This is a genomic window from Bradyrhizobium viridifuturi (genome assembly GCF_001238275.1).
In the GTDB taxonomy this organism is placed as follows: Bacteria; Pseudomonadota; Alphaproteobacteria; order Rhizobiales; family Xanthobacteraceae; genus Bradyrhizobium; species Bradyrhizobium viridifuturi.
The window spans coordinates 38132-51632 of the sequence record NZ_LGTB01000016.1; the positions used below are offsets into that span (position 1 = coordinate 38132).

Below are 13501 nucleotides of genomic sequence, written 5' to 3' on the forward strand. Positions count from 1 at the left end.
CCCGGCCAATATGTCGCGCTGCTCCATTCTGGAACGCCGCCGTCCTCGCTGTCTCCAAACGGCGCAGGTTGGGTCGCGATCCACCGCATCGCCGGCAGCGTGAGCCGTGCTGGTATGAGGTGGTATTGGCGCGTCAACGGCGCCCGCCGAAGCTCCACGGCCAGGCAATGGTCCCGCCTGCCTGCTGCGGAGCCTCCGAGGGATCAGTTTCATGGCCGCTTTTGCTGCAAGCCATGTGCCGGGAACCCGTCAATCGCCATCCAGGCCGTTTCGTTAACCTCAATAACGGAACTCGTCCCCCTTCGCTGGGCGTGGCGGCAGGACAGGCAAGGATATTGCAGTTCGGTGGTCAATTAGCCGTCGGAGCGGACAAAGATGATTGCCGAGGAAAGCACGACTCAGCCGATCGCAGCTTGCGAGGCTGAGATTATTGAAACGGACGTTGCCATTGTTGGTGCCGGTTTGGCAGGCTCGCTCGCGCGTGCTGTGCTCGTCCGGGCCGGGTATCGGGTCGTCCTGATCGACAAGCGCTCGATCCCGCCGGATGAATTCCGCGTCGAAAAGATCGCGGGACGGCAGATCGATATCTTCCGCCGCCTCGGCTTCCTCGACGACGTCGAGGCCGTCTCCTCGTCCTATGACCGGGTGCTCAACATCAGGGGCGGCAGGCTGGTCGATATCGGCGTCGGGCGATCCTATGGGGTTTCCTATGCGGACCTCGTCAACATGGCGCGCGGCCTGATGCCTGAACCGTCGAGCTTGCTGTTCGACCAGGTGACCAATGTCAGCTGCAGCGAAGATCGCCAGCAACTGACGCTGGCCTCCGGGAAGCGCGTCGTCTCGCGCCTGGTCATCCTGGCGACCGGCATGGCGGGCGCGCTCGGCTACAATCTCGGAATGCGCCGGCAGGTAATTGCCGCGCGGCACTCGGTCACGTTTGGCTTCACCATCGCGAAGCCGGATAACACGCCGTTCGGCTTCGACGCGCTGACCTGCTACGGCAAGGAGGCCGCTGACGGCGTCGACTATCTCAGCCTGTTTCCGATGTCGGGCGGCATGCGCGCGAACCTGTTCATGTTCCGCGATCCGACCGATCCGATCATGCGCGAGCTGCGCCGCGACACCAGACGCACGCTGTTTCGTCTGATGCCCGGACTTGAACGCTATCTCGGTGATTTCGAGATCGTCGGCCAGGTGCACAATTGGGTCATGGACCTGTCGGTGACCGAGGGGCATCTGCAACCGGGCATCGTGCTGATCGGCGACGCATTCCAGACCAACTGTCCGGCGGCCGGCACCGGCGTGAGCCGCCTGCTGGTGGATGTCGAGCGGCTTTGCACCGAATATGTGCCGCGCTGGCTCGAGACCGACGGCATGGGAACGGAGAAGATCGAGCAGTTCTATTCCGATCAGGACAAGCTCGCCGCCGACCGCCATTCGCTGCAACTGGCGCGTTACCGGGAGGCCTTGACCGCGAACACCGATGTGCGCTGGACGCTGCAGCGGCAGCTGCACTTCCTGCGCCGCATGATCACGCACCAGGTGGACCGGATTCATCCGGGATGGGTGATGCGCGTGCGCAGCGCGCTCCGGTAAGGGCGAGAGCCGCTTCCCCGCGGCTCCATCGCGTCATCCGGAATGTGCGGGGTTTCCCTCGCGGCAAACGCGCCTTGGCGCGAGCTCCTGTTCAAACAATCAAAGAGCGATTTGAAGCGATCAAAGCGCGATGATGGTTCAACATGAACCCATCGCGCTTTAGCGCGTGCCGGTCGAGGTGCGGATCGGTCTGAGCTCGGTCACGCGCTTGGCGGCCTGCTTGATCCAGGGCGCCTGCTTCAGGGCAAACAATGCCAGCGAGCCGGCGGCGCTGCCGGCCTGCGTCACGCTCGACATCGGTGTGGGCTGGCCGCCGAACTGCATCTTGTAGGGTTCGTCGCCGATGGTGAAATCCAGCACCCGGCCGCCGCGCTCGATGCAATCCTTGGCGACGCTCTCGAATGTCAGCGCGCCGATCGACTGGCTCTTGTACCCCTCGACATCGAACGCCGTCATGACGACGAGGAGGCTGTCGCGGTGGACCAGCCCAAGTGCGGTCGCGATCACGTTGCCGTCCATCTTCATGGCATAGAGCCGGGTAAAGGAGCCCATGCCGCGAAGCGCCACGCTCGAATAGAAATCGAAATACTCCGGACGCTGCAGCAGGTCGCCGTCACCGTGGGCATGGAAGCGCGGGCCGCGAAACTTCCGCATCGTGTCCATGGCCTCGCCGATCGAAGCGGCGTCGCCGCAGCATGAGAAGGTGAGCGTGCCCTTCTTGTGGATCTGGCGCCATTTCTTGGCCAGCTCCTTCATGTAGGACTTGCCCAATGCGTTGAGCTGCCATTGCTCGAACGGCGCGGCGAGCACCGTCGCATAGGCATTGGTATCCATCAGGCTGCGATGCGGGGCTCCGAACAGATTCTCGATCGGCATCTTTGCATCGAGCAGCTTGGGTATGCGCAGCAGGTCGAATGGCCGGAGCAGCTGCCGAAGCTTCTGGCAGGTACGTCCGTCCTGGAGCAGTTCGGCAAACGTCTTGATGCTGCACACCGGCGCCAGATAGTCGGACACGCGAAGGTCGGCGAATTCGATCGTACGCATCGGCCCGCGTCGCACGCGCAGCATCGGGAGCACCGCGGCCAGCGCGCCGGTTGCGCGCGAGCGGACGACGATGACCAGCGGCTTCGCTGCCGCGGCGGGAGCGAGCTTGCGATACAAGCTGTCGAGCCATAGCGGATGCTGGAAGGCGGTTGCGTCCGAGCCTTCAAACAATGTCGCGTATTCTTCTGACAGGAAGTCGAATGCGTCGTCGATGCTGACATCGAAGGCGTCATCATTCTTATTCATGTGAAACCAAAAACAAACGGGTTCTCAAAGCGCCGATCGAGCCGGCATCATGTCCTTATAGCAAAGGCCGATGACAGCGCGCACCGGTAGAATAGAATTTGTATTAATGTCGTGCAGCGAACCTTGCCTGTTGTTGCTGGCCGAGCATCGCCACGGCTGATGCGGCCAGCGATCCGGCGGTCGGCGCAGGACACCCTGCCGTGTGCGGCTGATATCGTTAACCATCTCTTTACGGTCTGGGTTCATCGAGACTATGACGAGACATCGCGCGTGGTCTGGACCGGATATTGCAGTTAAGGGCATGAAAGCACTGGAGCCCTTGCTGAGATGTTGAGTCAGAGCCAAAACGCCCGCATTTCCGATGCAGTTTCGCCTGCGCGCGCCGATCGCGAGCTGTCTCGGCGTCCCAATTCGGACATCGCTGCTTCGCCTGTCCGGATTTGCGACACTTCGGGCGATGAGCAATCGGTTTCCCCGGCGGATGTACCGGCCGGATCGATGCCGAACGGCATGCTGGAGCGTCGCACCAATCCGGTCGGCAGGGCCGCGACCGCCGGCGTTGCCCGGGCCACCGTCGGCGGACTGCGCCTCGCCGTGCTCGATCGCGAGCAAACTGCGGAGTTCATGGTCGAGGCGGTGTATCCCAACCGGCGGGTCAGCCGGCCGCTGTATCTGACATCCGCCAACGGCGAAGTGCTGTCGCGCTGCTCCACCGAGCCGATGACCGATCGGCTGTTTCGTGCCGCCGACCTGATCAATGCCGACGGCCAGCCGCTGGTCATGGTGTCGAAGCTCCGGTCGCCGAACCCGCTTCCCGAGCGCGTCGCGACCACCGACTTGTTCCACGACGTCGCGCGCAAGGCGGAAGAACTCGGGCTGACCTTCTATCTGCTCGGAGCCAACGAAGTCGAGAACAAGGCGGCGATCGCCAATGTCCGCCGGGCCTATCCGGCCCTCAAGATCGTCGGCTATTCGCACGGCTATCTGCGCGGCGATGCGCTGCGGGCCAAGGTGGACGAGATCAACGCGCTGGCGCCGGACTTTCTCTGGGTCGCGCTCGGCGTGCCCTACGAGCAGGCCTTCGTCGATGAATTCATGTCGCGGCTTGGCAATGTCGGCGTCATCAAGACCTCGGGCGGCTTGTTCAACTTCCTGTCCGGGTCGCGGCCGCGCGCGCCGAGATGGATGCAGATCGTCGGCCTCGAATGGGCTTGGCGTCTCTGGCTCGAGCCGCGCCGGCTGTTCTGGCGCTATCTCACCACCAATCCGCACGCTCTCTATCTTCTGTTCAACCGGACCCGGTCCTCGTCGACCGGAGACTGAATTTCTACCGAGTGCAATGTGCCGCTCCGATCCACCGGAGCGGCGAGCTCTTCAATGAGCGGAGTACAACTGACATGGACGGACGAGCGGTCGATAGCTCGGTCTGGCAGGTGCCGGGCATTGAAGCGGAGAACTTCGCACGAACCGTCGTCAGTTGGTCGATCACCATCAACGTGATCATGTCGATGGGAACGTTCCACCCCGCGCTGCTTCCAACCGGGGTGACGTTGATGCAGCAGGCCGTAGCCCTCATGATGTGGAGCGTGCTGATCTATGCGAGCCTGTTCATCCGTCCCCGCCTGCGGCTCGCCTTCAATCTCGACACGCTGGTGATCGTCGCATTCTATGCGTTCGCCACGATTTCGGTGTTCTGGACCGATCTGGGCGTCTCCGCCCTGATGAAAGCCGCCGCGCTCGCGATCACGACGCTCGGTGCGTTCTGTATGGTCACCCGCGTCGACCTCGACGATATCGTGAAATCGGCCACCCGCGGCCTGTTCGTGCTGATCGCGGGCTCGGCGTTCTGTGCGGTGGTCCTGCCGGACATCGGCGTCGACCAGACCTGGATGCACAATGGGCAATGGCAGGGCGTCTTCGAATCCAAGCAGACGCTGGGCTTCGCCGGAGCCTATCTGATGTTCTTTGCCTGTTATCGAAAGATAACCGGACAGGGATGGCTGCCGTTTCTCGTGACCTTCGCGCTGGCTTCGACCTGCGTCGTCCTTTCGGAGTCGCGCGCGCCGGCGCCTTGTCGCTGGTCGCATGTGCGCTGCTGCTGACGTCCCTTTGGTCGGTGAGGTGCATGCAGGTCTACGCGATGCTGCCATGCGCGATGTGCGTCGTGGCCGCATTGCTGATGCTGTACTTCTACACCACCGGCTATGATGCGATCCATGTCCTCGACACGACGATCAACTTCACCGAGCGGACCTTCATCTGGCAGTATGCCATCAGCCATTTCGACGATGCGCCGCTGGTCGGATTTGGCATCAACGGGTTCTGGACCAGGCCGGAGATCTACGACTATTTCAACCAGAACCGCGGCTGGGTGCTCGACAACTACCATAACGGCTATATCGCCATTCTCGTCGAGACCGGGTTCGTGGGCTATTTCCTGTTCACGGCAAGCGTGTTTCTGTTCTCCTACAAGGTGCTCTGCCTGATCGCAGGACGCGCGATCGACCGTCTGCATTGTGCGCTGATCATCGGGTTCGTCTTCCTGAATTGCCAGACCAACTTTACCGAGACGGTGTTCCTTCGCTCGACGATGTTCACATCAGTGCTGTTGATCGCCTTCTTCTTCGCCGTTTGCCGGTCGTTGCCATCGTCGCGCGCGCAGCTGCGCGGATTGGAGCAGCCATGAGGGCGGTTCGATTGCGTCTGCAAGGCGTCATCGACCTGCTGCTGGCGGCCGCACTGTCCGCCGCGCTGATGTCGCCGGCGGGGGCGGCCGGGCAGGCGGCGTCGCCGGACGTCGCGGCGCTGGGGCGGGGCATCAATATTCTCGGCTATGACGGCATCTGGGAAGGTTACCAGAACGCGCCCTTTCGTCCGGAAAACCTCGCGGCCATCCGCAAGGCCGGCTTCGCGCACGTCCGGATCAATTTCTTCGGCTTCAGGCACATGGATTCCGGCAACATGCTGGATGAAGCCGTGTTGCGGCGCCTCGATGCCGTGATCGAGCAGGTGCTGGCGCACAGGCTGATCCCGATCCTCGACGAGCACGACACCGAGCTGTGCCAGCGCGACGTGCCGGAATGCACCGCGAAGCTTAAGGCGTTCTGGCGCCAGATCGCCTCGCGCTACGCGGGCAAATATCCGGCGCTGGTGTTCGAGATCCTGAACGAGCCCGGCGGGAACATGACGTCGGCCGAGTGGAATGTGCTGCTTGGCGAATGCCTGGCCATCGTCAGGGGCACCAATCCGAGGCGCAGTGTCGTGGTCGCCGTCCTGAACACCGAGGAACTGCCGATCGACGCGCTGGCGTTGCCGGCCGATGACAGGAACCTGATCGTCACGTTCCACTATTACCTGCCGCTGCAGTTCACCCACCAAGGCGCGCCATGGTCGGCGACCTTCTCGAAGATCGGTCCGTTGAACTGGGGCTCTGCGGAGGACGAAGCCAGGGCCGCCGCCGATTTCGACAAGATCCGCTCCTGGGCGCAGCGAGAGCAGCGCCCGATCTATCTCGGCGAGTTCGGCGTCTATGAGCGTGCGCCGGCGGAGAGCCGGGCGAAGTACTTGTCGTTCATGGCGAGACGCGCCGAGAGCTTCGGCTGGGCGTGGGCCTATTGGCAGTTCGATCACGATTTCGCGGCGTTCGACGGCGCCCGGCAACGCTGGAACACGGATATCCTCCGCGCGATCATTCCACCGGTCCGATAGGTCCTTGCTGCTCGCGTCGCATGCAGATCGCGTTGCGCGCCATGCTCTGCCGAGGCCTTGCCTTGCCTAACATGATCGGAGGAATAATACTCCCTCCGCACAGGTGAACAAGGAACCGAGAGCGTTGCCGGACATTGCGAGCAAGGAAGAGTTCGATGTCACGCGCGCAGCCCTTGCCGCGACCATCGGCAACATGCTGGAGTTCTACGACTTCATCACCTACAGCTTCTTTGCGACCGAGATCGGTCACACCTTTTTTCCCGCGCAAAGCGAGTATGGCAGCCTGATGCTGTCGCTCGCGACTTTCGGCGCCGGCTTCCTGACGCGCCCCATTGGCGGCGTCGTGCTCGGCATCTTCTCCGACCGCGTCGGCCGGCGGCCGGCGATGTTGCTGAGCTTCGCCCTGATGGGCGGTGCGATCCTGACCATCGCGCTGACGCCGTCCTATGCCGCCATCGGCGTCGTGGCTCCGATCATCGTGATTCTGGCGCGGATGGTGCAAGGCTTCGCGCTCGGCGGCGAGGTCGGACCGACCACAGCCTATCTCATCGAGATCGCGGCACCGAGGAATCGCGGCCTAGTGGTGGCATGGCAGCCTGCGAGCCAGGAGATTGCGGCGACGGTCGGCGCGCTGGTCGGCGTCATCCTGAGCAGCACGATGGCGCCCGACATGCTGCAGGCCTATGGCTGGCGCGTCGCGTTCCTGCTCGGGGCGGTTTGCCTGCCGTTCGGCATCTGGATGCGCCGGACGTTGCCCGAAACGGTCTCGCATGGCGAACACGTCGACCGTCAGGTCGAAAGCTCGAGCCATGTCGCGCTGGCGCGCCGGCATCTTCGCGTGATCGTGCTGGCGGTGATGATCCTGGCCAGCGGCACGATCTCGACCTATGTGACGCAATACATGACGACCTATGCCAAGAACACGCTGCATGTGCCTCCGTCGCTGGCGTTCACCGTATCGCTTGTCAGTAACGGGCTTCAGATCATCGGCGCGGTGCTGGGCGGCTGGCTCGCCGACCGGCTCGGACGCAAGCCGGTCATGGTCTGGCCGCAACTGGTCGTGCTGGTGCTGACCTATCCGGCGTTCCTGTGGATCGTCCGGGATCCCGGCGCGTGGTCGCTGCTGTTCGGCTTCGGCATCCTGTCGTTCATCGGATCGCTGCCGTTCACGGCATTCTATGCCGCCTTCACCGAGGCGTTGCCGCAGAACATTCGCGGCGGCGTGTTCGCCACGATTTACGCGGTCGCGATCGCGACGTTCGGCGGCACCGCGCAGCTCGTGGTCACGTGGTTGCTGCACGTGACCGGCGATCCGTTGGCGCCGTCCTGGTATCTCTTGCTCGCGGCCGCGGTCGGCATCACGGCGATGAGCCTGATGCCCGAGACCGCCCCGGTGAAGACCGGCGAGAAATAGCGCGTTCTCGAGCGAAGTGGATGCCGTTGCGCGTGAAGAAAACGCGTCGGAACGGAGCGCCGCCGGCTGTGCTCAATCCATGTTGCGAAAGGCGTGGCCGTTGGCCTCGATCTCCTTCACGAGTTGCGCCGGCAGATTGGCTTGACCGAAGGTGCCGTCGAACACCCAGTCCTTGGCATCGGCGAGGTCGGGAAGGCCGGCGCCCTTGCGAACATAGAGGCCAACCGACGCCTTCTTGGGGTTGATGTAGAGATCGTAGTCCATTGCGCGCCTCCTCTCCGTTGCAGTTCAACGCGAGCTCCGGCAACGGCCGAAGCTTCCCGGAAGAGTGAACGCCGGCAAGGCTAAGCGCGTTTCTTCGCCTCCGGCGCCAGCACGACCGACGCTTCGCTCGTCAGCATCAGGAACGTGATGGTCTCCTGGAAATACAGCTGGACCGAGGTCGCAGAGTGGCTGAGATAGCCGATCGACAGGTCCTGGCCGATCGAGAGCTGGAAATCGCCGCCGCGGGTGGTCAGCAGCACGCCGCCCTGGATGGCAGGCGCCCAGATGATCTTGCCGTCGATCAGGCGCTGGATGTGTTGCAGCACTGGATATCCATCGTCGGTCGCGCCGCCGATCGCGGTATAGGGCTCGGTGCCGAGCAGCAGCGTGTAGGGGCCGTTGACGCCGGCGAGCCGCAACTGGCTCACCGCCTGCGCGACCACGGCAGGGTAATTCTTGATGCTCGGCGGCAGCGTCAGCACCCGGTTGCTGGTGCCCTGGCGGATGCCCTGAATGCCGGCGGCGGCGTAGCCATCGAACACCGCGCGATCCTCGGCGAAGGCGATCTTCCGCGCGGCTTGCTTGAGCGGATCCCAGTCGGAATCATTCGCGCCGCGCTCGACATCGTCGATCGCCTGGCGCGACAGCTCGAACGGCACGCGCAGCTCGACCAGCGCGCGGACCTCGCGCTGCGTCGCCTCGACCCCGTCGCCGGGCGTCGCAATCTTCTTGAGATGGCCGGTGCCGACCGCGGAGAAATCCGTTCCCTTCGGACCGTCGACGTCGACGACACGGCGCGCGCCAGATGGCGCTTCAACGTGCGCGAGGCTTCCTCTTCGATCTGGGCCCATGCCGCGTCTGAGATGGGGGCCAGTCCCCGATGGAGATTATTCATGTCCAGCGTCTCCTTTCAGTGAGCCGATGCCGAGCGAGCCGTCGGCCGGCGTTATTCTTGGTGCAGGCGCCTCGTCGGCTCCAGCGTCATCGAGGGACGGTTCAGCGGCCGCCGGCGCCTCGGCGGTGACATCCTCCAGGAAGGTCGCCGACGGGACAAAGAACAGCGTGCCGGTCACCGCGCGGCTGAAGTCGAGCAGGCGATCGTAATTGCCCGGCGGCTTGCCGACGAACATGTTCTCCAGCATCTGCTCGATCCGGTGCGGGGATTTTGCATAGCCGATGAAATAGGTGCCGAACTCGCCCTTGCTGACGCTGCCGAACGGCATGTTGTCGCGGACGATATCGAGCTCTTCGCCGTTCTCGACGATCGTCGTCAGCGCGTTGTGCGCGTAGCTCGGCTTCACCGCATCGTCGAGCTCGATGTCGGACAGCTTGGTGCGGCCGATGATCTTCTCCTGCATCTCGACCGGCAGCTCGTTCCACTTCTTCATGTCGTGCAGGTATTTTTGTACGATCACATAGCTGCCGCCGGCGAAGGCCGCGTCCTCGTCACCGATGATGGTGGCCTCCAGCGCCGCCTGATCCTGCGGGTTCTCGGTGCCGTCGACAAAGCCGAGCAGGTCGCGCTCGTCGAAATACTTGAAGCCATGCACCTCGTCCGAGGTGGCAACGGCATCGCCGAGCCGTGACATGATCTGGGTCGCCAGCTCGAAGCACAGGTCCATCGGCACGGCACGGATGTGAAACAGCAGGTCGCCCGGTGTCGCAACCGCGTGGTGGACGCCGTTGATCTCGCGGAATGGATGCAGGCCCTGCGGCTTCGGCGCGCCGAACAGCCGGTCCCAGGCGTCAGAGCCGATGCCCATGACGCAGGACAGCCGTCCCTCGAGATCGCGGAAGCCCACGGCGCGCACCAGCGCGGCAACATCGGCGCAGAGCGAGCGCACCACCGCATCGAATTCCGGATCGGGCTTGATAGTGACCGCAAGGAAGATGGCCGCGCGCGTCAGCTTCGCAGCGACGGGTTGCGGAACGGCTGATGGCACGCAGGTCTCCTTAACTAACGGCACTTCCACGACGACAAAAGGCAGGCCGGACGCCAGATCGGCGTCCAGACAGCCAGAGAGGAGCATGCCATCGGAGCCTTTACAAGAGCCCGGATTGCTAGGCCTCCGCGGACGGACCAACAGGCTTGCCGGACTTCTCCTCCTCGAGGGTCACCGCGATGGCGGCGTTGGCCGACAGCCGAACCTTGGAGCCTTCGACGCCGGCGACGAAGCCGAGCTCGATATAGTGGTGATGGCCCTTGTGGAAGCCGTCGCTCTCGCTCTTCTTGAGCTTGATACGGTTGCCTTCGACGTGATCGACAGTGCCGACATGCACGCCGTCGGCGCCGATGACCTCCATGTTGTCCTTGATGTTCTGCTGCGTCATGGCGCTCTCCCTTGTTGAGGTCAGCTTGCATATGATGCCGGCAGACGACGCGGCGATGACAGCGCGTCGTTGGCAGTCCGGGGCTTGCCTCACACCGGCTCGAATTCGTCTGCCGCCGCGTTCTCCGGTTTCTTGCCGTTGAAGGTGAGGCCGGCCTTGGTGGCGGAGAGCTTCACCTGCGAGCCGTCGCGTACGTCGCCGGAAAGAATCATCTCGGCGAGCGGATCCTGCACGCTGCGCTGGATCACCCGCTTCAGCGGGCGGGCGCCATAGGCCGGATCCCAGCCTTTCTCCGCCAGCCAGTCGCGCGCCTTGGGGTCGAGCTCGAGATCGATCTTGCGATCCTCGAGCAGCCTGCGCAGCCGCGCGAACTGGATCTCGACGATCCGTCCCATGTCGCTCTTCTGCAGCCGGTGGAACAGGATGATCTCGTCGATGCGGTTGAGGAATTCGGGGCGGAAATGCGCCCGCACCATGTTCATCACCTGCTCGCGCACCGCGCTCGTGCTCTGCCCCTCCGGCTGGTTGACGAGATACTCCGCGCCGATGTTCGAGGTCATGATGATCAGCGTGTTGCGGAAATCGACGGTGCGGCCCTGGCCGTCGGTGAGGCGGCCGTCGTCGAGCACTTGCAGCAGCACGTTGAAGACATCCGGGTGCGCCTTCTCGATCTCGTCGAACAGCACCACCTGGTAGGGCCGCCGCCGCACCGCTTCGGTCAGCGCGCCGCCCTCGTCATAACCGACATAGCCGGGCGGGGCGCCGATCAGCCGCGAGACCGAGTGCTTCTCCATGTATTCAGACATGTCGAGGCGGATCATCGCGGTCTCGTCGTCGAACAGATATTCGGCGAGCGCCTTTGCGAGCTCGGTCTTGCCGACGCCGGTTGGGCCCAGGAACATGAACGAGCCGATCGGCCGGTTCGGATCCTGCAGTCCGGCGCGCGCGCGGCGCACCGCGGTCGACACGGCGCGCACGGCCTCGGCCTGGCCGACGACGCGCTTGCCGAGCATCTCCTCCATGCGCAGCAGCTTGTCCTTCTCGCCTTCCAGCATCTTGTCGACCGGGACACCCGTCCAGCGCGACACCACCTGCGCGATGTTGTCGGCGGTCACGGTCTCGCTAGCGGACGAGGTCTCGCTGGCCTCGACCGCCGCGAGCTTCTTCTCCAACTCGGGAATACGGCCATAGGCCAGCTCGCCTGCCTTCTGGAATTCGCCCTTGCGCTGCGCGTTGGCGAGCTCGGTGCGCAATTGCTCGAGCTCGCCCTTCATCTTCTGTGCATCGGAGAGCTTGCTTTTCTCCGAGCGCCATCGCGACGTCATGTCCGCCGATTTTTTCTCGAGGTCCACGAGATCCTTCTCGAGGGTCTGCAGTCGGCTCCTGGAGCCGAGATCGGTCTCCTTCTTCAGCGCCTCCTGCTCGATCTTGAGCCGGATGATCTCGCGGTCGAGCGAGTCGAGTTCTTCCGGCTTGGAATCGACCTGCATCTTCAGCCGGGCTGCGGCCTCATCCATCAAGTCGATCGCCTTGTCGGGCAGGAAGCGGTCGGTGATGTAGCGGTTCGACAGCGTGGCGGCGGCGACCAGCGCCGAATCCGCGATGCGCACGCCGTGATGCTGCTCGTATTTGTCCTTGAGGCCGCGCAGGATCGAAATGGTGTCCTCGACCGTCGGCTCGGACACGAACACCGGCTGGAAGCGCCGGGCCAGCGCCGGGTCCTTCTCGACATGCTTGCGATATTCGTCGAGCGTGGTGGCGCCGATGCAATGCAGCTCACCGCGGGCAAGCGCGGGCTTCAGCAGGTTCGAGGCGTCCATCGCGCCGTCGCCCTTGCCGGCTCCGATCAGGGTGTGCATTTCGTCGATGAACAGGATGATGCCGCCTTCGGCGGATGTCACCTCCTGCAGCACGGCCTTGAGCCGTTCCTCGAACTCGCCGCGATACTTCGCCCCGGCAATCAGCGCGCCCAGATCGAGCCCGAGCAGCGCCTTGTCCTGCAGGCTTTCCGGCACGTCGCCATTGACGATGCGCAGCGCCAGCCCCTCGACGATCGCGGTCTTGCCGACGCCGGGTTCGCCGATCAGAACGGGATTGTTCTTGGTCCGGCGTGACAGCACCTGGATGGTGCGGCGAATTTCCTCGTCGCGGCCGATCACCGGATCGAGCTTGCCGTCGCGCGCCGCCTGGGTGAGGTCGCGGGCGTATTTCTTCAGCGCATCATAGGCATTCTCCGCCGACGCGCTATCAGCGGTGCGGCCCTTGCGCAGCGCGTTGATGGCTGCATTCAGATTCTGCGGATTGACGCCGCCCTTGGCGAGCAATTTGCCGGCGTCGCTGTCCTTGTCGGCGGCGAGCGCCTGCAGCAGGCGTTCGACCGAGACGAAGCTGTCGCCGGCCTTGTCGGCGGCCTGTTCCGCCGCGGCGAAGGCGCGCGCGGTCTCCGGCGCCAGGTAGATTTGTCCGGAGCCGCCGCCGCTGACCTTCGGCACCTTCGCCAGCGCGTCCTCGGTCGCCTTGAGGATCGCGCGCGAGTTGCCGCCGGCCCGGTCGATCAGCCCCGCCGCGAGGCCTTCGGGGTCGTCGAGCAGCACCTTGAGAATGTGGAGCGTCGAGAACTGCTGGTGTCCCTCGCGCATCGCGAGCGATTGTGCCGACTGAATGAAGCCGCGGACGCGATCGGTATATTTTTCAATATTCATGGTGGCACCTCAGGGCGGCAAAGGCTCGTCGAAATCAGGTATGCCATGCATTGCCGCCGGCGACAGATGGCGGAACGCTGACATCCATCATGCGGCAGCCCAGTGCATTTGCACCGGCGGAAAACCGCGGGCCTGATGCTGCCGTGGCCCGCATCGTGTGGTCGTTTCAGGGGAGTGTCAATCGCGGAGCGCGGCC

Annotated in this window: 11 protein-coding genes and 1 pseudogene; 6 read left to right on the forward strand and 6 right to left on the reverse strand. The window is 63.9% G+C overall.

What is annotated here, in order from left to right; genetic code table 11:
- Window positions 1-375 precede the first annotated feature (375 nt).
- Window positions 376-1596, forward strand: a complete 1221-nt coding sequence (locus tag ALC15_RS16260; protein WP_050628113.1) for an FAD-dependent oxidoreductase — start codon at window positions 376-378, stop codon at window positions 1594-1596.
- A 159-nt stretch (window positions 1597-1755) separates the two neighbouring features.
- Here the strand turns inward: ALC15_RS16260 and ALC15_RS16265 are convergent, their stop codons facing one another.
- Window positions 1756-2886, reverse strand: a complete 1131-nt coding sequence (locus ALC15_RS16265) for a GNAT family N-acetyltransferase (RefSeq protein WP_050628114.1) — start codon at window positions 2884-2886, stop codon at window positions 1756-1758.
- Window positions 2887-3396: 510 nt separating this feature from the next.
- Here ALC15_RS16265 and ALC15_RS16270 point away from each other — a divergent pair.
- The 5 genes from ALC15_RS16270 (at window position 3397) to ALC15_RS16285 (ending at window position 8008) form a co-directional block, all read left to right on the forward strand.
- Window positions 3397-4209, forward strand: coding sequence for a WecB/TagA/CpsF family glycosyltransferase (locus ALC15_RS16270; RefSeq protein ID WP_050628197.1), 813 nt, complete (start codon window positions 3397-3399; stop codon window positions 4207-4209).
- A gap of 74 nt (window positions 4210-4283) precedes the next feature.
- The gene (locus ALC15_RS47905) at window positions 4284-4988 is read left to right on the forward strand and encodes a hypothetical protein (RefSeq protein WP_430649170.1); all 705 of its coding nucleotides are present in this window, start codon (window positions 4284-4286) and stop codon (window positions 4986-4988) included.
- A complete protein-coding gene (locus tag ALC15_RS47910; protein WP_430649171.1) occupies window positions 4883-5572 on the forward strand; it encodes an O-antigen ligase family protein in 690 nt (229 codons plus the stop codon). Before ALC15_RS47905 ends, ALC15_RS47910 begins: the two co-directional genes overlap by 106 nt.
- Window positions 5569-6594 carry a glycoside hydrolase family 5 protein gene (locus tag ALC15_RS16280; RefSeq protein WP_050628115.1) on the forward strand — a complete coding sequence of 342 codons (1026 nt, stop codon included), beginning with the start codon at window positions 5569-5571 and terminating at the stop codon, window positions 6592-6594. Before ALC15_RS47910 ends, ALC15_RS16280 begins: the two co-directional genes overlap by 4 nt.
- Window positions 6595-6718: 124 nt before the next feature.
- Window positions 6719-8008 carry an MFS transporter gene (locus tag ALC15_RS16285; protein ID WP_094193925.1) on the forward strand — a complete coding sequence of 430 codons (1290 nt, stop codon included), beginning with the start codon at window positions 6719-6721 and terminating at the stop codon, window positions 8006-8008.
- 72 nt (window positions 8009-8080) lie between these two features.
- On the opposite strand, the gene ALC15_RS16290 is transcribed toward ALC15_RS16285, so the two are convergent.
- The 5 genes and pseudogenes from ALC15_RS16290 to clpB all read right to left on the reverse strand — a co-directional run bounded on the left by ALC15_RS16290 (window position 8081) and on the right by clpB (window position 13305).
- Complete coding sequence (locus ALC15_RS16290; protein ID WP_050628117.1) at window positions 8081-8272, reverse strand: hypothetical protein; 192 nt, start codon at window positions 8270-8272, stop codon at window positions 8081-8083.
- Between the two features lie 80 nt (window positions 8273-8352).
- A pseudogene (locus ALC15_RS16295) lies at window positions 8353-9167 on the reverse strand (family 1 encapsulin nanocompartment shell protein).
- A complete protein-coding gene (locus tag ALC15_RS16300; protein WP_050628118.1) occupies window positions 9160-10215 on the reverse strand; it encodes a Dyp-type peroxidase in 1056 nt (351 codons plus the stop codon). The pseudogene ALC15_RS16295 and the gene ALC15_RS16300 overlap by 8 nt, the downstream one beginning before the upstream one ends.
- Window positions 10216-10333: 118 nt before the next feature.
- On the reverse strand, window positions 10334-10603 hold the full coding sequence (locus tag ALC15_RS16305; RefSeq protein ID WP_050628119.1) for a DUF2171 domain-containing protein: 270 nt from the start codon (window positions 10601-10603) through the stop codon (window positions 10334-10336).
- 89 nt (window positions 10604-10692) lie between these two features.
- The gene (gene clpB, locus ALC15_RS16310; RefSeq protein ID WP_050628120.1) at window positions 10693-13305 is read right to left on the reverse strand and encodes an ATP-dependent chaperone ClpB; all 2613 of its coding nucleotides are present in this window, start codon (window positions 13303-13305) and stop codon (window positions 10693-10695) included.
- Between the last annotated feature and the right edge of the window lie 196 nt (window positions 13306-13501).

Excerpts from the sequence above, each read along its gene's own strand:
- ALC15_RS16260 (WP_050628113.1), top strand. The coding sequence starts at position 376 with ATGATTGCCGAGGAAAGCACGACTCAGCCGATCGCAGCTTGCGAGGCT.
- ALC15_RS16265 (WP_050628114.1), bottom strand. The coding sequence starts at position 2,886 with ATGAATAAGAATGATGACGCCTTCGATGTCAGCATCGACGACGCATTC.
- ALC15_RS16270 (WP_050628197.1), top strand. The coding sequence starts at position 3,397 with ATGCTGGAGCGTCGCACCAATCCGGTCGGCAGGGCCGCGACCGCCGGC.
- ALC15_RS47905 (WP_430649170.1), top strand. The coding sequence starts at position 4,284 with ATGGACGGACGAGCGGTCGATAGCTCGGTCTGGCAGGTGCCGGGCATT.
- ALC15_RS47910 (WP_430649171.1), top strand. The coding sequence starts at position 4,883 with ATGGCTGCCGTTTCTCGTGACCTTCGCGCTGGCTTCGACCTGCGTCGT.
- ALC15_RS16280 (WP_050628115.1), top strand. The coding sequence starts at position 5,569 with ATGAGGGCGGTTCGATTGCGTCTGCAAGGCGTCATCGACCTGCTGCTG.
- ALC15_RS16290 (WP_050628117.1), bottom strand. The coding sequence starts at position 8,272 with ATGGACTACGATCTCTACATCAACCCCAAGAAGGCGTCGGTTGGCCTC.
- ALC15_RS16305 (WP_050628119.1), bottom strand. The coding sequence starts at position 10,603 with ATGACGCAGCAGAACATCAAGGACAACATGGAGGTCATCGGCGCCGAC.
- clpB (WP_050628120.1), bottom strand. The coding sequence starts at position 13,305 with ATGAATATTGAAAAATATACCGATCGCGTCCGCGGCTTCATTCAGTCG.